A 19584-nucleotide genomic window follows, 5' to 3' on the forward strand; every position below is an offset into this window, starting at 1 on the left:
ACTCAGCTGGAGATTGAATATGCGCGGGATACCATGCCGCGTGGGGTGCTGGGCATGAACGCGGCGATGATGGAGGATTACCTCAAGTTCATCGCTAACCGTCGTCTGTCGCAGATCGGCTTGAAGGAAGAGTATCCAGGCACGACTAACCCGTTCCCTTGGATGAGTGAAATCATGGACTTGAAGAAAGAGAAGAATTTCTTTGAGACCCGTGTGATCGAGTATCAGACCGGCGGTGCGCTGAGCTGGGATTGATTAAAAACGGCCCCTTTCTGGGGCCGTGTTGTTTCACTTGTCGATGTTTTTTATGCCCAATCAAACCATCAAGACGCCGTGCATAGGCCTGTGTTCCACCGTTTACGGGGACCTGGTCTGCCGGGGTTGCAAGCGTTATCACCATGAAGTGATCCAGTGGAATGGCTACAACGCCGAGGAAAAGCAGGCGGTATGGCTGCGCCTTGAGCAGTTGCTGGTGCAGGTGATGGCCAGCAAGCTGGAAGTGTTCGACCCACAGCGCCTGCGCCAGCAACTGGAGGACCGCAAGATCCGCTTTATGCCGCACCAGTCGCCGTATTGCTGGGCATATCAGCTGATTGCCCGGGGCGCGCGGGTGATTTCCAGGCTGGATGCGTATGGGTTGGCGTTGTTGCCGGAGTTTCGCGAGCGCAGCCTGGCGGATTTGCGCGATGCGATTGACCGGGAGTTTTTCCTGCTGTCCGAGGCGCATTACGAACGGTATATCGCGCCGGGGTTTATCAGGGACGCCTTCGGGCCCGCCCTGATCGCCACGCTTTAAAACTCAGCGCAACACTAAAATGTGGGAGGTCCCACTGCCTCTTCAAAGTAGCGCTGTCGCGCAGCAAACTGGAACTTCTGCGGCGAGCGGTCGCCCGACATTGTTCAGGCAAGACTCAAGACTTCAGGGTGAAATTTTAACCTCTTAAAATCAGTCAGTTATTTTAAGGTTGATAAGAGGGAGCTTGCCCCCTCCCACATTCAGACCCAGGAAGCTGCGCGATCCACCTGCACGCCATACCGTTCAATTGCCTGCTGGCATACCTGCCGTTCAAGACTGCCCTGCTCTACCAACGCGGTAAGCGCCGCCAACACGATGTGATGCCGATCCACCTCAAAGAAATCCCGCAGCGCCGCCCGTGTATCACTGCGACCAAACCCGTCGGTGCCGAGCACGGTGTAGCTTGAGTCCAGATAGGACGCAATCATCTGCGGGACCGCGCGTACGTAGTCGGACACGGCAACCACCGGCGCACCCGCCGGTAAGCAATCATGCAGATGACTGACGCGCTTGCCGGCCTGTGGATGCAAGCGGTTCCAGCGCTCCACTTCCCGTGCCTCCCGTGCCAGTTCGCTGAAACTGGTGACGCTGTACACCTCGCTCGCCACGTGCCAATCCTCAGCCAGTAACCGCGCGGCAGCCTGGGCTTCACGCAGCAAGGTCCCCGAACCGAGCAGGCGTACCTTAGCCTCGGCGGCGCGCTCCAGGCGATACATACCCTTGATAATCGCCGCCTCCACGCCTTCGGGCAGGCTCGGCTGCGGGTAGTTTTCGTTCATCAGGGTCACGTAGTAGAACTCGTCCACGTCATGCTCCAGCATCTGGCGCATGCCGTGGTCGAGAATCACCGCAAACTCCCCGGCAAACGCCGGATCGTAGGCGCGGCAGTTGGGCACGGTGGCGGCGGTGAGATGGCTGCTGCCGTCCTGGTGCTGCAAGCCCTCGCCGCCGAGGGTGGTGCGCCCGGCAGTGGCGCCGAGCAGGAAACCACGGGCACGCTGGTCGGCGGCGGCCCAGATCAGGTCGCCGACGCGCTGGAAGCCGAACATCGAGTAGTAGATGTAGAACGGCAACATACGCAGGCCATGCACCGAGTAGCTGGTGGCCGCCGCCACCCAGGAACTGATGGCACTGGCTTCACTGATGCCTTCTTCAAGAATCTGCCCGTCGGTGGCCTCGCGGTAGCTGAGGATCGAGCCGATGTCTTCCGGCTCATAGCGCTGGTCGACGCTGGAATAGATGCCGATCTGCTTGAACAGGTTGGCCATGCCGAAAGTACGCGCCTCATCCGCCACGATGGGCACGATGCGTGGCCCGAGCGCCTTGTCCTTGAGCAGGTTGGTCAGCATGCGCACGAAGGCCATGGTGGTGGACATTTCCTTGCCGTCGGCCGCCGTGGCGAAGCCGGCGTAACCGCTCACGGGCGGTACGTTCACCGGTGCTGCGGCCTGGCTACGGCTGGGCACATAACCGCCCAGGGCCGTGCGCCGCTGATGCAGGTAGCGCAACTCGAGGCTGTCATCCGTGGGTTTGAAGAAACTCAGCGATTCGGCCTGCTCATCGCTCAGCGGCAACTGGAAGCGGTTGCGGAACGCGAGCAACGCCTCGCGATCAAGCTTCTTCTGCTGATGAGTGGTCATCTTGCCCTGCCCGGCCTCGCCCATGCCGAAGCCTTTTTTGGTCTGGGCCAGGATCACCGTAGGCTTGCCCTTGACCCGGCGCGCCGCATGATAGGCGGCGTGGATCTTGACCATGTCGTGGCCGCCACGCTTGAGGCGGTCGATTTGCTCATCGCTCATACCCTCGACCAGCTTGGCCAGCGCCTCGCTCTGGCCGAAGAAGTGTTCGCGGTTGTAGGCCCCGTCCTTGGCGGCGAAGGTCTGGAATTGGCCGTCCACGGTGTTCGACAACGTGTTGACCAGTGAACCGTCGGCGTCCTTGGCGAGCAAGGCGTCCCAGTCCGAACCCCAGACCAGCTTGATCACGTTCCAGCCAGCGCCTGCGAACAACGCCTCCAGTTCATCGATGATCCGCCCATTGCCACGCACCGGGCCGTCGAGGCGTTGCAGGTTGCAGTTGACCACCCAGGTCAGGTTGTCGAGGCCTTCACGGGCGGCCAGGGTCAGGGCCGACATGCTTTCCGGCTCGTCCATCTCGCCGTCGCCGAAGACACCCCACACGTGGCGCTCAGCAGTGTCCTGCAGGCCGCGATGCTGCAGATAGCGCATGAAGCGCGCCTGGAAAATCGAACTGATGGGGCCAATGCCCATGGAACCGGTGGGAAACTGCCAGAAGTCCGGCATCAACCACGGGTGCGGGTAGCTGGACAGCCCGCGGGCGCCGGCCTTGGCGCCGCCGAGTTCCTGGCGATAGTGGGCCAGGTCGTCCGCGCTCAAGCGCCCCTCAAGGAAGGCGCGCGCATAAATGCCGGGGGCCGAATGCGGCTGGTAGAACACCAGGTCGCCGCCAAAGTCGTGGTTGCGAGCGCGGAAAAAGTGGTTGAAGCCCACCTCGAACAAATCCGCAGCACTGGCGTAGCTGGCAATGTGGCCACCGAGTTCGCCATAGGCCTGGTTGGCCCCCACCACCATGGCCAGGGCGTTCCAGCGCACCAGCGAGGCCAGGCGCTCTTCGGTGGCCAGGTCGCCGGGAAACGCCGGCTGCTGCTCGACGCTGATGCTATTGATGTAGGGCGTGCCGTGGCGGGGCTTCCAGTCGATGTGCGGAGCGCTGGCGTCGCGGGCCAGCAGGTCGAGGATCTGGCGTGCGCGCTCAGGGCCCGCATTGGCTACCAGCGAAGCCAACGCGTCACGCCATTCGTCGAGCTCTTGTTGATCCTGGGCTGTGTGATTCACTGCAGTCGCGAAACCGTTCATGGGCACCTCCGGGCTTTTTTTCCAGTTTATGTCGGTGCCTGAGGATTTTTTGCCTGTTATCAGGCGCAGCTTGCAGCATTTTGAGCATGAATCACTGCCCACAGGCGCTTTTCCAGCACGTTGTGCTCAATCAACCCGAAACCTCACCATTGTGTTTAAAATGCCGCCCGCTCAACGAACGACGCTCAACGATGAACCCAGACGCACTCGCCACCCTGCACGCTCACCTGCTCACCGCCCTGGCCAGCGCCCCGGCTGAAACCCGGCGCCTGTTCCACGGCCGTGGTCGCTGCTGGCCGGGCCTTGAGCAGTTGACCGTGGACTGGCTGCAAGGCGTGGTGCTGGTCGCGCTGTTCAAGGCGCCCGAAGCGACACACCTGGATGCGTTGAAACAACTGTTGATCGACTTCGACTGGGCCCCATTCGGCGCCCACACCGTCGCCCTGCAACACCGCTACCTGCCACAAAGCACCACCGAATGGCTGGTGGGCGCAGCCATCGACGAGTTGACCATCACTGAAGGCGGCCTGCGTTACCTGATCGACCTGGGCAAAAAGCAGAACAGCGGGCTGTTCCTCGATATGCGTTACGGGCGCAACTGGGTGCGCGAACAGGCCAAGGGCCAGCGCGTGCTCAACCTGTTTGCCTACACCTGCGGGTTCTCGGTCGCGGCCATCGAGGGCGGCGCCAGCCACGTGGTGAACCTGGACATGGCCCGTGGCGCCCTGAGCCGGGGCCGCGATAACCACCGCCTGAACGGTCATGACCTGAGCAAGGTCACCTTCCTGGGCCACGACCTGTTCAAATCCTGGGCCAAGGTCACCCACAGCGGCCCCTACGACCTGGTGATCATCGACCCGCCGTCCTTCCAGAAAGGCAGCTTCCTGCTGACCAAGGACTACCAGCGCGTGTTGCGCCGCCTGCCGGATTTGCTCACGGCCCAGGGCACTGTCCTGGCGTGCATGAACGATCCGGCCTTTGGCGAAGACTTCCTGATCGACGGCGTCACCCGCGAAGCACCGGGCCTGCGCTTTATTGAACGGCTGCAAAACCCGCCGGAATTTCCGGATATCGACGCCCAAAGCGGCCTCAAGGCACTGGTGTTTCGCCAAGGCTGATGCTGAAACTTCCTACGCTTGCTACGCTATGTGATGCGCCGGGTGGTGAACCTTATGCCCCCCTTCCCGGTCGATACCTGCATTCCCCGGCCAGACTCGACAGCGTCACGTTGTCGGCTGCCCCGTTTCACCTTTTGGAGAACCGCCCGTGATATCGACCCTGCATGTAGCCAGAATCAAAGCCTGGGGCGCCCACGGCTTCACCGCCACCGGTGTGGTATTGGCCTTCCTGGCCACCCTGGCGCTGCTGGAAAACTCACCCAAGGCCTGCCTGCTCTGGCTGGGCCTGGCCTTGGTAGTAGACGGCGTCGATGGTTCCCTGGCGCGGCGGGTGAATGTCAGCACGGTATTGCCTAGCTTTGACGGCTCGGTACTGGACCTGGTGATCGATTACCTCACCTATGTGTTTATCCCGGCACTGTTTATCTACCGCTATATCGACCTGCCGGACTTTACCCACCTGTTCACGGTGTCGGTGATCCTGGTGTCATCGCTGTTCTGCTTCTGCAACGTGAACATGAAGAGCAAGGACAACTACTTCGTCGGTTTCCCCGCCGCCTGGAACGTAGTGGCCTTGTGCGTGTACATCATCCAGCCGGCCGCCTGGGTCACCTTGCTGACGGTGATCGGCCTGGCCCTGCTGACCGTGACGCCGATGAAGTTCTTGCACCCATTTCGGGTCAAGCGCTTCATGCCGATCAATATCGCAGTGACCACCATCTGGTTGCTGTGCAGCTTTTTGATGGTGGTGGATTATCCCAACACCAACCCGTGGACGTTTGGGTTGTGGTCAGTGATGTCGGCGTATTTCCTCGGGATTTGCGTGTGGCGCACGGCGCTGGAGTGGATGGGAACCCACAAATAGCCAGATGAACACAGTTCAACTGTGGGAGGGGGCTTGCTTCCGATTGCGGTGTGTCAGTCAGCTTATCTGTCACTGATACACCGCAATCGGGGGCAAGCCACCTCCCACATTTGGTTCTGCGTACATCAGGCAGGTAAGATGGCAGCCCTTCGCACAGCGCTTTGCTGCGCACTGCCAACCATAAGCCCCGCCCAATGCCCTTCGAACTCAGCGTAGACCTCACCACCCTCGCCATTCTCGCCGTCGTGGCCTTTATTGCCGGCTTTATCGATGCCATCGCCGGCGGCGGCGGCCTGCTTACCACCCCGGCGCTGCTCACCGCCGGGATGCCGCCCCATCTGGTACTGGGCACCAACAAGCTCAGCTCCACCTTCGGCTCGGCCACGGCCAGCTTCACCTTCTATCGCCGCAAGCTGTTCCACCCGCGCCAGTGGGTGCATGCGATCGTCGGCACGCTGATCGGTGCGTTGGCCGGTGCGGTGGTTGCCCACTACCTGCCCGCCGAAACCCTGAACAAGATGCTCCCGGTGATCGTATTCGGTTGCGGCGTATATTTGCTGTTCGGTGGCACGCCCAAGGCGCCGCTGGACGCCGACGCGCCGATCAAGAAGAAATGGCAAGGCGCCCAGGGTTTTGGCCTGGGCTTCTACGACGGCGTGGCCGGCCCCGGTACTGGTGCGTTCTGGACCGTGAGCACGATGCTGCTGCACCCCATCGACCTGGTGAAGGCCAGCGGCGTGGCGCGCAGCATGAACTTCGTCAGCAACGCGGCGGCGCTGTCGGTGTTTATCATCAACGGCTCGGTGGATTGGATTGTCGGCCTGGCAATGGGGATTTCGGTGATGTGTGGCGCATTCTTTGGCGCCCGCAGCGCGATCAGCGGCGGCGCCAAGTTCATTCGCCCGGTGTTCATCACCGTGGTCCTCGGCCTGACCGTGCGCCTAGCCTGGCAGCACTGGTTCAGCGTGGCCTAGGCGACGGGCCAGGTAGAGGTCGATCAGGTAACGCGCAATCGAGCGTGATGCCGGCAACGGCGGCAGGTCGTGGATGCTGAACCACTGCGCGTCCTCGATCTCGTCAGCCTGGGGCACGATGTCGCCACCGGCGTACTCGGCATGGAAGCCCAGCATCATCGAATGGGGGAACGGCCAGCACTGGCTGCCCATGTACTGGATGTTCTTGACCTCCACCTGCACTTCTTCGCGCACCTCGCGGATCAGGCAGTCTTCGGCCGACTCACCCGGCTCGGCAAAGCCGGCCAAGGTACTGTAGACCCCGGTGACAAAACGCGGCGAGCGCGCCAGCAGGATCTCGTCGCCACGGGTCACCAGCACGATCATGCTCGGCGAAATCCGTGGGTAGCTGCGCAGGTCGCAGGCCTGGCAGTACATCGCCCGCTCCCGCGGCACCTGGACCATCGCCTGGCCGCAACTGCCGCAGAACCGATGCTCGCGCGCCCAGGTGCCGATCTGCGCGGCGTAGCCCAGCACTTTGTACAGGGTGTGATCACCTTGCAGCATGAAGCCGCGCAGGCCCTGCCAACTGCAACCTTGCACCTCGCCCGCCGAGTCGAGTTCCAGCAGGTACACCGGCTCACCGTCGAGGTGGCCGATGCCGTGCTCGGCAAACACCGAAAGGTCCTGGCGCTTGAGCCATTCCCGAGGGAACAGCGGGCCATTGGCGTCATGCAAAAAGCCGTCGCGGCTGCGGGCGACAGCCCAGCCGCCGGGGGCGTCGTTGTCCAGCAGCGTTGTGGTAATCCAGCCTGGGGTCATGTCAGTCAATCCACGAATTCGGGTTTCTGCTTACTCATATGGGCCGCGATGGCCACGCGCAGGTCGTTGGATTGCAACATAGCCGAGTTCCAGGTGGCAACGTATTCCAGACCGTCATTGACCGTATGGTCACGCATATAGCTGATCATGGCTTTGGTGCCGGTGACCGCAATCGGCGACTTGGCGGCGATTTCATGGGCGATTTCAAACACGCCGGCCAACAGGCTTTCCTGGTCGGCATACACACGATTGACCAGGCCGATGCTGCGCGCTTCCTCGGCACCGAACTGTCGGCCGGTGTAGGCCAGCTCACGCAGCATGCCGTCGCCGATGATGCGTGGCAGGCGTTGCAGGGTGCCGACGTCGGCGGCCATGCCGATGTCGACTTCCTTGATCGAGAATTGCGCGTCTTCAGCGGCGTAGCGCATGTCGCAGGCGCTGATCAGGTCGATGGCGCCACCGATGCAGTACCCCTGGATCGCCGCCAGTACCGGCTTGCGGCAGTTGTCGACGGCATTGAACGAGGCTTGCAGCTCGAGGATCTTGCGGCGCAGCAAGCGTGCATTGCGGCCCACGTCCTTGCCGAAGTCATTGGCCACCGAGGCCAGCATCATCAGGTCGATGCCGGAGGAAAAATGCTTGCCGGCACCGCTGAGCACCACGGCGCGTACGGCATCGGTGTCTTCGACCCATTGGAAGATGTCGATGATCTCGGTCCAGAACGCGGCGTTCATCGCGTTGATCTTTTCCGGGCGGTTGATCTGCACATGGGCAACGTTGCCGGTGAGTTCGACGACGAAAGCTTGGTATTCGGACATGGCAGTGATCCCTGGCTGGCGAGTGATAAGGCCCGAACTATAACAAGGCTACGTGACGGCGCATCGGCCAAAAGCGGGACTGGCAACGGCGATGGAAAAGACGCTGGATAAAAGCCCCGGCACACGCCATCCTTCGCGCTTTGAGCCGCCCCATCAGCGGCGTTCGACGTTTAAAGGATATGCCCATGCACGCCCAACCCCTCGCCCCCGCCGATTTCGAATTCATCGAAGAAACCCTGTTGAAGTACGGCGACGACCATTCGGTGCTGAACCTGGCCGAGCTCGACGGCTACTTCACCGCATTGGTGTCCAGCCCCGAGCAGGTGGATATTGCAGAGTGGTTCCCGGCGATCTGGGGTGGGCAGAACCCGGAGTGGGAAAGCGCCGAAGAGGCCAAGCAGTTCCTGGACCTGTGCGTGCGTCATATCAACCTGCTCGCCGGGCAACTGGCGACTGACGCCGAGGGCTTCAAGGCGCGCTTCGATGAAACCGAACATCAGGGCCAGGACGTGACCCTCGCCGAAGAATGGTGCTTTGGCTATATCCGTGGCGCGGCGATCGGCAACTGGCCGGAACTGCCGGCCGAGCAGGCCGCACAGCTGGAGAAAATCTCCTGGTGCGCCGAACAGGACAACTTCGAGTTGCCCGCCGACCTGGATGTGAAGCTGCATCAGCAACGCGTCAGCGCTATCGAACCGGCGGCACGGGCACTGCACGATTACTGGTTGAGCAAGCGCTAGACCTCGACAAGCACCGCACCTTTGGCCGATTATTCGGGTCCGCCCGTCGGCCACTCCGTACCACCTTGCCTTGATCAGGAGCCTTGTACCTTGAGTTCGCAGAAAACCGTGACCGTTACACCGCCCAACTTCCCCCTGAATGGCAAGGTCGCGCCCCCCGGCTCCAAATCCATTACCAACCGCGCCCTGCTGCTGGCGGCCCTGGCCAAGGGCACCAGCCGCCTGAGCGGCGCCTTGAAGAGCGATGACACCCGGCATATGTCGGTGGCCCTGCGCCAGATGGGCGTGACCATCGACGAGCCGGACGACACTACCTTCGTGGTCACCGGCACCGGCAAGCTGCAATTGCCGACGCAGCCGTTGTTCCTCGGCAATGCCGGCACCGCGATGCGCTTCCTGACAGCCGCTGTGGCTACCGTGCAAGGTACCGTGGTATTGGACGGCGACGACTATATGCAAAAACGCCCGATCGGCCCGCTGCTGGCCACCCTCGGCCAGAACGGTATCCAGGTCGACAGCCCGACCGGTTGCCCACCGGTGACGGTGCACGGCGTGGGCAAGGTCCAGGCCAAGCGCTTTGAGATCGACGGTGGCTTGTCCAGCCAGTATGTCTCGGCCCTGTTGATGCTGGCCGCGTGCGGCGAAGCGCCGATTGAAGTGGCCCTGACCGGCAAGGACATCGGCGCCCGTGGCTACGTGGACCTGACCCTGGACTGCATGCGTGCCTTCGGCGCCCAGGTCGATGTGGCCGACGACACCACCTGGCGCGTGGCTCCCACCGGCTACACCGCCCATGATTACCTGATCGAACCCGACGCTTCCGCCGCCACCTACTTGTGGGCTGCCGAAGTGTTGACCGGTGGCCGCATCGACATCGGCGTCGCCGCGCAGGCCTTCACCCAACCGGACGCCAAGGCGCAGGCCGTAATCGCCCAGTTCCCGAATATGCAGGCCACCGTGGTGGGCTCGCAGATGCAGGACGCGATCCCAACCCTCGCCGTGCTGGCCGCGTTCAACAACACCCCGGTGCGTTTTACCGAACTGGCCAACCTGCGGGTCAAGGAATGTGATCGCGTACAGGCACTGCATGACGGCCTCAATGAGATCCGTCCGGGCCTCGCCACCATTGAAGGCGATGATCTGCTGGTCGCGGCCGACCCCGCGCTGGCCGGCACGTCGTGCAACGCCCTGATCGACACCCACGCCGACCACCGCATCGCCATGTGCTTTGCGCTGGCGGGCTTGAAAGTCGCGGGGATCCGCATTCAGGACCCCGATTGCGTGGCCAAGACCTATCCTGGGTACTGGAAGGCACTGGGCAGCCTTGGGGTCGGTTTGAGCTACTGACTCACCGGCGTCGGAATGGGGAGGTAAGGATCATGATAATTCGCCAACCCTGCCCACCCGGCGCCTGCGTCTGCGAGCGTGAACAACTGCTGGATGCCCCCGGCGCCGACCTGCGTATCCTCAGCCTGACGCGTCAGGAAGAGAAACGCCTGATCGAGCGCCTGGAAAACATGCAAAGCCTGCAAGACCTGGAGCGCATGCAACAGCGGATGTATGAGCTATTGGGCATTCGCGTGCATGTCGCACCGGGGCACACCGAGGTCAAAAGCATGCGCGGCATCCAGATCGTCATCGATGAACTGCCGGGCATGTGCCGCAAGACCCGGCAAGCGATCCCGGCGGCGATTCGTCGGGGCCTGGAAAAAAACCCGGAAATTGCCTATCGCCTGCTGGACGCCCACGACCTGTTTCGCGAAGGTTGAATCAACCGGCGACCGTCTCGGCCTCGAACAGTCTCTGACCTACCGCCTTCGCCGTCTTCAGATGCGCCGGGGCTGCGCCGCCTTCAGAGTCCAGCAACAACTCGGACGTGAGCACCTTCGCCCCGCAGTAATCGAAGATGCCGTAGTCGATCTGCGTGCGCATCGCCTTGGCATAGCCATGACGGTCAAATGCACTGTCATCCGCACCGCCGAGGGCCAGCACGTGCACCTGCAAGTGCCGCAGTTTTTTCACCACGGGCGTGTCCGGGCCATAATCGATCGCCCAGCCGTTGACGAACACGCGGTCGACCCAGCCCTTGAGCAGGCCTGGCAGCGACCACCAGTAGATCGGGAACGCCAGCACCAGGGCATCGGCGCGATCCAGCCGCGCCTGTTCGGCCAGCACGTCGGCCGGGGGCGTGGCGTGGGTGCGGTGTACCCGATGGTCGGCGGCGGTGTAGCGCGGGTCGAAGCCTTCGGCCGCAAGGTCGGCGATCTCGAAGGTGTGGCCCGCAGCCGTAAGGCCGGCAGCCACCTGCGCGGCCACGGCGTGGGTGAGGGATTGTGGATCGTGATGGGCAACGACGATGAGTGCGTGCATGACTTTGACTCCCTTTGGGCTTAAGCTACGTTTAGTAAATTACGCCCATTAAGTTACTTTTGGTATATAAGCATGTCAAGCAGTGAGTCCCCTGCCCCGCGTCGGCGCTTGTCCCGTGAAGACCGACTGCGTCAATTACTCGATGCGGCCTGGCAACTGGTACGTGATGAGGGCACCGAAGCCCTGACCCTCGGCCGCCTGGCGGAACTGGCCGGTGTCACCAAGCCGGTGGTCTATGACCATTTCGTCACCCGTGCCGGGTTGCTCGCCGCGCTGTATGAAGACTTCGACGGACGTCAGAACCAGGTGTTTGCCGAGGCCCTCGACGCCAGCAGCGCGACGCTGGAAGAGCGCGCAGGCGTGATCGCCTCGTGCTATGTCGATTGCGTGTTATTGCAGGGCCGGGAAATTCCGGGCGTGATAGCGGCACTGAGCAGCTCGCCGGAACTGGAAACGCTCAAGCGCAAGTACGAGGCGATCTTCCTCGACAAATGCCGCGACGCATTGGCGCCCTTTGGCCAGGTATCACAGGCAGGATTAAGGGCGATGCTGGGTGCAGCGGAAGCGTTGTCCTACGCCGCAGCCAGTGACGAGATCAGCCGTGAAGAGGCGCAAGAGGAACTATTGGCAACCATCCTGGCAATGGTCAACCGCGCACGGCGCTGAAGACTGAAGAAGCTTCTGTGGCGAGCGGGCTTGCCCCGCGTTGGAGTGCGCAGCGCTCCCGTTTTTTTTGGGGCCGCTACGCAGCCCAACGCGGGGCAAGCCCGCTCACCACAAAAAACCCACCTACCAGGCCCAGGCTAACGCCCTGCCACGAACAGCTGCACCTTGCGCGCCAGTTGATCGAGGTGCCGGTCCCGCTGTTTCTCGGCATCCACCATCGCCCGCTTGCCGTGCTTTTGCAGCAGGTAGGTGTGGATCTGGCGTACCTCCAGCGAGCTGTAGATCGCCGCCACGTCCAACACCCCCATCAAGCCGTCGGTACCGTAGTCCCGCGTATTCATCAGCACTTGGGTGCCCCGCGCACCCCGCACTTGAAAGCCCATGGCCTCGAAGGCCGGTACCTTCTCCACGGCACACGCCAACTCGGCATGGGGATAGCGCGCCAGCACGTCCGCCATCATCCCGCGCGCCACGCCCTGGCGCCTGAAGCCGGCCTGCACCGCCATAAAGGCGATGCCACAGGCTTCGGGATCATCTTTCACCGGCAGATACAGGCAAAAGCCAATCACCTGTTCCTCAACCATCGCCACGATCAGCTCAACGGCAATCCCCTTCGACCCGCCCACCGCCTCCAGGTACAGGTGCACCTCAAAACCGACGGCGTATTGGTAGATGTTGTAGAGCAAGTTGCTCGGCGGCAGCGCGACGCTGCTGATGTCGGTGAGGTTATCCACCACCATCTGCAGGATTTGCGCATTGATGGGCTCGGGGCACGGAGTGGTGTAGCGGGTAAGGCTGAACATGCAGATTCCTGGGGTTTCGCGTCAAGGCAGCGGCGATTGTACCTGTTGCAGGCCGTTCATTGCCCGCACACCTCACGCACACACCCGCGCAACCAGCGGTGGGCCAGGTCGGCATCCAGCCTCGGATGCCAGAGCATCGCCACGGTGAACGGTGCCAACGTCAACGGCAACGCAAAGCTGTGCAGGCCTTCGCGCTGATGGGTGGTGTAGCGTTCGGGCACGCTGGCAATCAGGTCGGTGTCGCGGGCCAAGGCGATGGCCGTGGCGAATCCGGCGACAATAGTGCTGATCTGCCGGGTGAGGCCCAACGCTTGCAAGGCATCGTCGACCTGGCCGCGCGCCTGTCCACGGCGGGACACGTAGACGTGCCGACCTTCGGCGAATCGCTGGGCACTGACCTCGCCCTGGCTGAGCGGATGGCCGCTGCGCACCACACCCACCAGGCGGTCACGGAACAGCGCCTGGGTCAGCACTTCGGGGCTGGCGGTGGGATCAACCACGCCGGTTTCCAGGTCGACGCTGCCTTCGCGCAGCAACGTGCTGTCCTTGTCGGTCTTGCTGACGAAACGCAGGCGTACACCGGGAGCCTCCCGTGCGATGCGCGCCAGCAACGCGGGACCGAAGTTTTCGACGAACTCTTCGCTGGTGCGCAAGGTGAAGGTGCGCTCCACCTGGGCCAGGTCCAGGGAGCAGGCCGGGCGCAGCACCGCGTGGGCGTCCTGCACCAGGCGGCTGACCTGCTCACGCAACGCCAGCGCCCGCGGCGTCGGCACCAGCCCGCGCCCCGCGCGCACCAACAGCGGGTCGCCGGTGGTTTCGCGCAGGCGCGCCAGCGCACGGCTCATGGCCGAGGGGCTCAACTGCAAGCGTTTGGCCGCTCGGGCGACACTGCCTTCGGCCAGCAAGACATCCAGGGTGATCAGCAAATTGAGATCGGGCATCGGCGCTCCTCATCAGGCGTTTGACGCACGTATTAACTGCAAACCCTGCGTCTTCCGCCATGTTAGGCGACGTCGTAGATTTATGACAGTTGCGTCCACTCAAGGAATCTCCCATGCACACCTCTTCACGCGGCGGCCTTGCCAGCCTGTCGCTGTCCATGTTGCTCGCCTCCCTCGGCACCAGCATTGCCAATGTCGGCCTGCCCATCCTGGTCCAGGCGTTCGATGCGTCGTTTCACGCAGTGCAGTGGGTGGTGCTCGCTTACCTGATGGCGATCACGGCGGTGATTGTCATGGCGGGCCGACTGGGGGATCGCCTGGGCCGTCGCCGGCTGCTGCTCGGCGGGCTGCTGTTGTTTGCGCTGGGCAGTGGGTTGTGTGCGGGCGCGCCCTCGCTGGGCTGGCTGATTGCTGCACGCCTCCTGCAGGGCTTGGGTGCGGCGAGCATGATGGCGATGGCGCTGGGGATGGTCGGCGATACGGTGCCCAAGGAGCGCACCGGCCGGGTGATGGGCCTGCTGGGCACGATGTCAGCCGTCGGTACCGCCATGGGTCCCGCCGCTGGCGGGTTATTGCTCAGTGTGTGGGGCTGGCGCGCGCTGTTTCTGGTGGGCATGCCCTTGGGGGTACTCACGGCCTGCCTCGCGTGGCGCTATTTGCCGGTTGATCGTCGCCCAGTGGGATTACCTTCCAGCTTCTGGTCGCCCTTGAAGGAAGCGCCATTGCGCACGGGGCTGGCGATGAGTGCCTTGGTGGCGGCGGTGATCATGGCGACCTTTGTGGTCGGCCCGTTCTACCTGTCCCAGGGGCTGGGGCTTGACCCGCAATGGATGGGCCTGGCCATGGCCGTCGGGCCTTGTGTGGCGGCGCTCAGCGGTGTACCGGCGGGTCGCCTCACCGACCGCCAGGGCTGGCGACCGATGACGTTCGCCGGGTTGGGCATCCTGTTTTGCGGTGCCTTGCTGTTGTCGGTGGCCTCGGGATTGATCGCCTACCTGGCGGGGCTGGTGATTCTGACGACGGGCTATAGCCTGTTCCAGGCCGCCAACAACACGGCGGTGATGTGCGACGTAGACAGTGCGCGCCGAGGCACGGTCGCAGGCTTGCTCAACCTGTCACGCAATATCGGGCTGATCTTCGGTACCTCGGCCCTGGGGGCGGTGTTTGCCTGGGCAACCCCGGATGTCACCCACGCCACCGCGCAATCCGTGGCGGGCGGCCTGCATGCAACGTTCGCCGTCGCCGTGGGCCTGATCCTGCTGGCTATCGCGATGGCAACGGGCCGCATCCGCGCCTGGAATGCCCCGCAGAATACCCGTTGAGGCAAAAAAACAAAAAAGGCGTTGCGCCAGACGGGGTTACATCGCGCATCATGGGCACTTTCAAGCTCAAGGGTAACGTCCATGCGCGTTCTGTCATTGATGATGGGCCTCACGACGCTGGCCGCCAGTACGGTGTTCTGCGCCAGCGCGATGGCGAATGAAGAAAGTCAGTTGGTGCAACAGATCAACGAGTACCGCAGCCAGGTGCAGCGCTGCGGCGACCAGGGTTCCCAGGAACTGCCACCGTTGGCCAGCGATACACGGCTGGTGCTGCCGGCCAATAACGTCGGCGACCTGCAGCAGGCGCTGGCCCGCGCGGCCTACCCGATGGTCAACGTGCAGGCCATCAGCCTGTCCGGCCCCAAGGACGCCCAGGCGGCCATGAAAGCCGTGCGCGAGAGTTTCTGCCGCGTGGTGCTGGACCCGCAGTTCGTCGACATCGGTGTAAGCAACAACGGCCAGGACTGGCGCATCGTGCTTGCTCGCCCGTTGCTGTCCAGCGGCCTGGGCGATTGGCAAACCGAGGGCCGCAAACTGCTCGACCTGATCAATGCTGCCCGTACCCAACCGCGCCAGTGTGGTACCCAGGCGTTTACCGCAACCACGCCATTGTCGTGGAACGAGGAGCTGGCCGGAGCCGCCAACAGCCACACGCGCAACATGGCCAACGGCAATTTCTTCGACCATCTGGACCACGACGGCCGCACGCCTGGCGACCGCGCCGAACTGGCCGGGTATATTGCGAAGAACATCGGCGAAAATATCGCCGCCGGCCTGGACACCCCGCGCAAGGTGGTCGACGGCTGGCTCGCGAGCCCAGGCCATTGTGCGAACCTGATGAACCCGCAGTTTCGCGAATTGGGCGCGGCTTATGCCATGGACCCGAAGAGTGATGCGGGCATTTACTGGACCGGTTTATTCGGCACGCAATAGGGATTGGGCCGCCGGCCAATTGCGCTGAATTCTACCGCTTCAAACGAATGAAGCATCAAATTGCCATCTAGCCGATAATTACGCTGAACTGGCAGCGTTCAACCGGGTCTGTAGCTCTGCGCCACACACTGGAATACGCGCTGAGACTCTGGAAAACAAGGTGTTCCCTCAATGATGAATTGGCTGCAAAGCAGCAGCGACATGGCTGAACGGGTGCGCCAGCATCACTGGGCCGATACACCTCTCGGTCCGTTGGAGCAGTGGCCGGACGTTTTGAAGACCACGGTCGCGCTGTGTTTCGCCTCAAGCTTTCCCCAAGCCATTGTCTGGGGGCCCCAGTTGATCACGATCTACAACGACGCGTTCATTCCGATCCTGGGCAATAAGCCCTATGCCCTCGGACGCCCCTTCAGCGACATATGGAGCGAGGTGTGGCCCCAGGTCAGCCCCATCGCCGATGCGGCTTTCCAAGGGCACGCCACCTATATTGAAAACTTCCCCCTGGTGATTGAACGCGGCCAGGCACGGGAACAGGCGTACTTCACCTTCTGCTACAGCCCGATTCGCGACCCCCAAGGCAAGGTGGTCGGTATGCTCGACACCGTCACCGAGACTACCGCGACGGTGTTCCTGGCACGCCGCCTGGCGGTGCTGGACACCATCGGCAACGCGGTGGTCAACGCCGCCGATGCCGAAGCCGTCATGACCGGCACCACCCGGTTGCTGGCCGAGCACCTGCAGGTGAGCAATTGCGCCTACGCCGACATGGACGCCGATGAAGACGGCTTTACCATTCGCGACAATTGGACCGCACCCGGTTCTCCCAGCATCATCGGCCGCTACAGCCTGGCGGCGTTCGGAGCAATGGCCGTCAAATGCCTGCGGGCCGGCGAGCCCCTGGTAATTCATGACAATGTGCGTGAGCTGCCGCCAGAAGAATCCGCCACCTTCCAGGCCCTGGGGGTGACGGCGACGATCTGCATGCCACTGATCAAGAACGGTCGCCTGACCGCCCTGATGGCGGTACATGACAAAAATCCACGCACCTGGTCACCCTACGACCTGGCCCTGTTGCGGGAAGTCACCGAGCGCTCCTGGGCGCATATCGAACGCGTGCGTGCCGATGCCGATGTGCGCAAGGGGCTGGCGGCCTATGCCGAACTGAACACCACCCTGGAACAGCGCGTTGAAGAACGCACCCTGGCGCTGGCCAAGGCCGAAGCCGCGCTGCGCCAGTCGCAGAAACTCGAAGCCATCGGCCAACTGACCGGCGGCGTGGCCCATGACTTCAACAACCTGCTGACGATCATTCGCTCATCGGTGGACTTCTTGCGTCAGCCAGACCTGTCGGAACAGCGTCGCCAGCGCTATATGGGCGCGGTGGCGGATACCGTAGAGCGTGCCAGCAAGTTGACCAGCCAATTGCTCGCCTTTGCCCGTCGCCAACCGCTGAACCCGGAAGTCTTCGACGTGGGCCAGCGGGTACAGAACATCGGCGAGATGCTGGAGAGCGTGACAGGCGCGCGCATTCATGTGCGCGTCGAGATGCCTTCGCAGCCGTGTTTTGCGCGCATCGATGCCAGCCAGTTTGAAACCGCGCTGATCAACATCGCCCTCAATGCACGGGACGCAATGGATGGCCAGGGCACTCTGATCCTGAGGGTCATCGGGGAACAGCCGTTGCCCCGCATTCGCGGCGACGCCGGGTCGGGTAAGGCGTATGTCGCCATTTCGCTCGCCGATACCGGCCCCGGCATTCCCGAAGAGACCGTCGAACGCATTTTCGAGCCGTTCTTCACGACCAAGGCTGTGGGTAAAGGCACCGGCCTGGGCCTGTCGCAAGTCTTCGGCTTCGCCAAGCAGTCGGGGGGTAATATCGATGTGACCAGCAAGCCTGGCCAAGGCAGCGTATTCACCTTGTATCTGCCCCAGGTCGAAGCCGAAGCAGCGCTGCCACCCCCCTGCGAGGAAACGCTGGCTTCGTCCCACGACGCATCACAATGCAGGGTGCTGATTGTGGAGGACAACCTGGAGGTCGGGCGGTTTGCCAGCCAGATTCTTCAAGACCTGGGCTACCAGGCCACCTGGGTAACCGATGCCGAACAGGCGCTGACCCTTGCGGGGCACGATGGGAGGGCCTTCGATGTGATCTTCTCCGACGTGGTCATGCCCGGTATCACCGGCGTTGCCATGGCCAAGCTGCTGCGCCAGCGCCGGGCGGACCTGCCCGTGGTACTGACCTCGGGCTACAGCGAAGAGCTGGCAGACAGCGGCTACGACGGTTTCGAGTTCCTGCCCAAGCCTTACTCTGCCGAGCAGGTTTCGCGGGTATTGATCAAGGCCATGCACAAGGATTGAGCCTCGCCCTACTCCGCCACGGCCACCTGGTTGCGGCCCAGCGCCTTGGCCCGGTAAAGCGCCTTGTCCGCGGTATTCATCAGGGTGTGCAGGTCCTCATCCACGGCATGGGTGAACGCCACTCCAAGGCTGGCTGAAAGTCCTTTGACCGGCTCGGCGGCCAAACCGGCTATAGCCTTGATCAGATCCTCGGCAATATTCCGAGCGGTTTCCAACGACGTATTGGGCAACAACACGGCAAACTCTTCGCCGCCCAAGCGCCCATACACATCGGCCTTACGGAACGACGCACTGATCACCCCGCCAATCTGGCGCAATACCTGATCGCCGGCCTGATGGCCGTAGGTGTCATTGATTTGCTTGAAGTGGTCCATGTCCATCATCAGCACGCACAGCGGCTGCTGGTTGTGACGGCATTGCGTGTACAGCAATTGGGCATGTTCGAAAAACGCCCGGCGGTTCATCAGGCCGGTCAGCTCATCGGTCTGTGCGACACGGGTCGAGATATTGTGGGCGAGTTCCATTTGCCGGGTCAGGCGAAAGGCCTTTTCCAGAGCACCGGACAACTTGCGCGTGGCGCTGGCCACATACGTGGAAAACACCAGGACCGCGATGGCAATGCCCACTTGCATCGATGACGGCTGGAACAGCAGCCACAGCGTGCACGGCAGCAACACCAGGCCCATGGAAACCAGGGTCATGTAGCGATAGGCCGAATAACACGACACGGCACTGACCGACATCCCCACGGTGAACAGCATCACGAGCGCCTGGGACAGCCGATCATCGGTGGGCATCAGCGCGAACGCCCCAGCCCCCCAAATGCTCGCGGACAGCACCAGCGTGATCCAGTAACGGCGCTCCCAGCGGTCCGGCGTGCGTTCGCTGTGGGGGCAGCGGAACCAGTCCAGGAACATCTTGACCCGCAGCAGCGACGAGGCGCCCAGCAGCACCAGCCACACCAGCATAAACGTGTGATCGAAGCGCTCCCAGCACAGCCAGCAGAGCATGGCGGCTGCCATGTAGCTGCCGAAAATGGCTGCAAATGACTGGCGAAACAACTGGTGCAAACGGTCGGTTCGCACCTGTGCCTCTATAAAACAATCCTGGTCCTGCCCATGCCCAAGGCCATTCATGAAATTCGCCTGATTCGACTGCCATGACAAAGGCGCCATTGTGGCACCCTGCCACTAGCGTGGACAA

At 62.6% G+C, this 19584-nt stretch carries 19 protein-coding genes; 12 read left to right on the forward strand and 7 right to left on the reverse strand.

Annotation, left to right across the window (positions count from 1 at the left end; translation table 11 throughout):
- Positions 1–255, forward strand: a 255-nt coding sequence (locus FBY10_RS17860; protein WP_177146852.1) for a ribonucleotide-diphosphate reductase subunit beta, incomplete at its 5' end; no start/stop codon positions are given.
- 52 nt (positions 256–307) lie between these two features.
- Positions 308–796 (forward strand): DUF1289 domain-containing protein, encoded by a 489-nt coding sequence (locus FBY10_RS17865; protein WP_131696531.1) that lies wholly within the window; start codon positions 308–310, stop codon positions 794–796.
- 200 nt (positions 797–996) lie between these two features.
- Here the strand turns inward: FBY10_RS17865 and mdeB are convergent, their stop codons facing one another.
- Positions 997–3672 (reverse strand): alpha-ketoglutarate dehydrogenase, encoded by a 2676-nt coding sequence (gene mdeB, locus FBY10_RS17870; RefSeq protein ID WP_145337339.1) that lies wholly within the window; start codon positions 3670–3672, stop codon positions 997–999.
- Between the two features lie 191 nt (positions 3673–3863).
- On the opposite strand from mdeB, the gene FBY10_RS17875 reads away from it, so the two are divergent.
- The 3 genes from FBY10_RS17875 to FBY10_RS17885 all read left to right on the forward strand — a co-directional run bounded on the left by FBY10_RS17875 (position 3864) and on the right by FBY10_RS17885 (position 6629).
- The gene (locus FBY10_RS17875) at positions 3864–4790 is read left to right on the forward strand and encodes a class I SAM-dependent methyltransferase (protein WP_145337338.1); all 927 of its coding nucleotides are present in this window, start codon (positions 3864–3866) and stop codon (positions 4788–4790) included.
- Positions 4791–4938: 148 nt separating this feature from the next.
- Positions 4939–5655, forward strand: a complete 717-nt coding sequence (pcsA, locus tag FBY10_RS17880; RefSeq protein ID WP_090404995.1) for a phosphatidylcholine synthase — start codon at positions 4939–4941, stop codon at positions 5653–5655.
- A 194-nt stretch (positions 5656–5849) separates the two neighbouring features.
- A complete protein-coding gene (locus tag FBY10_RS17885) occupies positions 5850–6629 on the forward strand; it encodes a TSUP family transporter (protein WP_131696534.1) in 780 nt (259 codons plus the stop codon).
- Here FBY10_RS17885 and nudC read toward each other — a convergent pair.
- Positions 6597–7430, reverse strand: a complete 834-nt coding sequence (gene nudC, locus FBY10_RS17890) for an NAD(+) diphosphatase (RefSeq protein ID WP_131696535.1) — start codon at positions 7428–7430, stop codon at positions 6597–6599. The two genes, FBY10_RS17885 and nudC, sit on opposite strands and share 33 nt — an antisense overlap.
- A gap of 5 nt (positions 7431–7435) precedes the next feature.
- The gene (locus FBY10_RS17895) at positions 7436–8248 is read right to left on the reverse strand and encodes a crotonase/enoyl-CoA hydratase family protein (RefSeq protein ID WP_145337337.1); all 813 of its coding nucleotides are present in this window, start codon (positions 8246–8248) and stop codon (positions 7436–7438) included.
- A 185-nt stretch (positions 8249–8433) separates the two neighbouring features.
- Between FBY10_RS17895 and FBY10_RS17900 the strand changes: the two genes are divergently transcribed.
- The 3 genes from FBY10_RS17900 (at position 8434) to FBY10_RS17910 (ending at position 10757) form a co-directional block, all read left to right on the forward strand.
- The gene (locus FBY10_RS17900; protein WP_145337336.1) at positions 8434–8988 is read left to right on the forward strand and encodes a UPF0149 family protein; all 555 of its coding nucleotides are present in this window, start codon (positions 8434–8436) and stop codon (positions 8986–8988) included.
- A 90-nt stretch (positions 8989–9078) separates the two neighbouring features.
- Positions 9079–10335 (forward strand): 3-phosphoshikimate 1-carboxyvinyltransferase, encoded by a 1257-nt coding sequence (aroA, locus tag FBY10_RS17905; protein ID WP_145337335.1) that lies wholly within the window; start codon positions 9079–9081, stop codon positions 10333–10335.
- A 32-nt stretch (positions 10336–10367) separates the two neighbouring features.
- Positions 10368–10757, forward strand: coding sequence for a hypothetical protein (locus FBY10_RS17910; RefSeq protein ID WP_145337334.1), 390 nt, complete (start codon positions 10368–10370; stop codon positions 10755–10757).
- Position 10758: 1 nt separating this feature from the next.
- On the opposite strand, the gene FBY10_RS17915 is transcribed toward FBY10_RS17910, so the two are convergent.
- Positions 10759–11358, reverse strand: a complete 600-nt coding sequence (locus tag FBY10_RS17915) for an NAD(P)H-dependent oxidoreductase (protein WP_145337333.1) — start codon at positions 11356–11358, stop codon at positions 10759–10761.
- A 72-nt stretch (positions 11359–11430) separates the two neighbouring features.
- Between FBY10_RS17915 and FBY10_RS17920 the strand changes: the two genes are divergently transcribed.
- Positions 11431–12024, forward strand: a complete 594-nt coding sequence (locus tag FBY10_RS17920) for a TetR/AcrR family transcriptional regulator (RefSeq protein ID WP_145337332.1) — start codon at positions 11431–11433, stop codon at positions 12022–12024.
- A 137-nt stretch (positions 12025–12161) separates the two neighbouring features.
- On the opposite strand, the gene FBY10_RS17925 is transcribed toward FBY10_RS17920, so the two are convergent.
- Positions 12162–12827 carry a GNAT family N-acetyltransferase gene (locus tag FBY10_RS17925; RefSeq protein ID WP_131696542.1) on the reverse strand — a complete coding sequence of 222 codons (666 nt, stop codon included), beginning with the start codon at positions 12825–12827 and terminating at the stop codon, positions 12162–12164.
- 56 nt (positions 12828–12883) lie between these two features.
- Positions 12884–13768 (reverse strand): LysR family transcriptional regulator, encoded by an 885-nt coding sequence (locus tag FBY10_RS17930; RefSeq protein ID WP_145337331.1) that lies wholly within the window; start codon positions 13766–13768, stop codon positions 12884–12886.
- A gap of 113 nt (positions 13769–13881) precedes the next feature.
- Here FBY10_RS17930 and FBY10_RS17935 point away from each other — a divergent pair, with 113 nt between their 5' ends.
- From FBY10_RS17935 to FBY10_RS17945, 3 genes are all read left to right on the forward strand, one after another.
- A complete protein-coding gene (locus tag FBY10_RS17935; protein WP_145337330.1) occupies positions 13882–15090 on the forward strand; it encodes an MFS transporter in 1209 nt (402 codons plus the stop codon).
- 81 nt (positions 15091–15171) lie between these two features.
- A complete protein-coding gene (locus tag FBY10_RS17940) occupies positions 15172–16023 on the forward strand; it encodes a CAP domain-containing protein (RefSeq protein WP_131696545.1) in 852 nt (283 codons plus the stop codon).
- Between the two features lie 171 nt (positions 16024–16194).
- Positions 16195–18381 (forward strand): ATP-binding protein, encoded by a 2187-nt coding sequence (locus FBY10_RS17945; RefSeq protein WP_145337329.1) that lies wholly within the window; start codon positions 16195–16197, stop codon positions 18379–18381.
- 8 nt (positions 18382–18389) lie between these two features.
- Here the strand turns inward: FBY10_RS17945 and FBY10_RS17950 are convergent, their stop codons facing one another.
- Positions 18390–19556 carry a diguanylate cyclase gene (locus tag FBY10_RS17950; RefSeq protein ID WP_145337328.1) on the reverse strand — a complete coding sequence of 389 codons (1167 nt, stop codon included), beginning with the start codon at positions 19554–19556 and terminating at the stop codon, positions 18390–18392.
- Positions 19557–19584: the final 28 nt, after the last annotated feature.

Origin of the sequence: Pseudomonas sp. SJZ103 (genome assembly GCF_007828335.1) — a bacterium.
In the GTDB taxonomy this organism is placed as follows: domain Bacteria; phylum Pseudomonadota; class Gammaproteobacteria; order Pseudomonadales; family Pseudomonadaceae; genus Aquipseudomonas.

Excerpts from the sequence above, each read along its gene's own strand:
- FBY10_RS17900 (WP_145337336.1), top strand. The coding sequence starts at position 8,434 with ATGCACGCCCAACCCCTCGCCCCCGCCGATTTCGAATTCATCGAAGAA.
- FBY10_RS17940 (WP_131696545.1), top strand. The coding sequence starts at position 15,172 with ATGCGCGTTCTGTCATTGATGATGGGCCTCACGACGCTGGCCGCCAGT.
- FBY10_RS17945 (WP_145337329.1), top strand. The coding sequence starts at position 16,195 with ATGATGAATTGGCTGCAAAGCAGCAGCGACATGGCTGAACGGGTGCGC.
- nudC (WP_131696535.1), bottom strand. The coding sequence starts at position 7,430 with ATGACCCCAGGCTGGATTACCACAACGCTGCTGGACAACGACGCCCCC.
- FBY10_RS17915 (WP_145337333.1), bottom strand. The coding sequence starts at position 11,358 with ATGCACGCACTCATCGTCGTTGCCCATCACGATCCACAATCCCTCACC.
- mdeB (WP_145337339.1), bottom strand. The coding sequence starts at position 3,672 with ATGAACGGTTTCGCGACTGCAGTGAATCACACAGCCCAGGATCAACAA.
- FBY10_RS17920 (WP_145337332.1), top strand. The coding sequence starts at position 11,431 with ATGTCAAGCAGTGAGTCCCCTGCCCCGCGTCGGCGCTTGTCCCGTGAA.
- FBY10_RS17875 (WP_145337338.1), top strand. The coding sequence starts at position 3,864 with ATGAACCCAGACGCACTCGCCACCCTGCACGCTCACCTGCTCACCGCC.
- FBY10_RS17950 (WP_145337328.1), bottom strand. The coding sequence starts at position 19,556 with ATGGCGCCTTTGTCATGGCAGTCGAATCAGGCGAATTTCATGAATGGC.
- FBY10_RS17895 (WP_145337337.1), bottom strand. The coding sequence starts at position 8,248 with ATGTCCGAATACCAAGCTTTCGTCGTCGAACTCACCGGCAACGTTGCC.
- FBY10_RS17930 (WP_145337331.1), bottom strand. The coding sequence starts at position 13,768 with ATGCCCGATCTCAATTTGCTGATCACCCTGGATGTCTTGCTGGCCGAA.
- FBY10_RS17865 (WP_131696531.1), top strand. The coding sequence starts at position 308 with ATGCCCAATCAAACCATCAAGACGCCGTGCATAGGCCTGTGTTCCACC.
- FBY10_RS17910 (WP_145337334.1), top strand. The coding sequence starts at position 10,368 with ATGATAATTCGCCAACCCTGCCCACCCGGCGCCTGCGTCTGCGAGCGT.
- FBY10_RS17885 (WP_131696534.1), top strand. The coding sequence starts at position 5,850 with ATGCCCTTCGAACTCAGCGTAGACCTCACCACCCTCGCCATTCTCGCC.
- FBY10_RS17925 (WP_131696542.1), bottom strand. The coding sequence starts at position 12,827 with ATGTTCAGCCTTACCCGCTACACCACTCCGTGCCCCGAGCCCATCAAT.
- FBY10_RS17935 (WP_145337330.1), top strand. The coding sequence starts at position 13,882 with ATGCACACCTCTTCACGCGGCGGCCTTGCCAGCCTGTCGCTGTCCATG.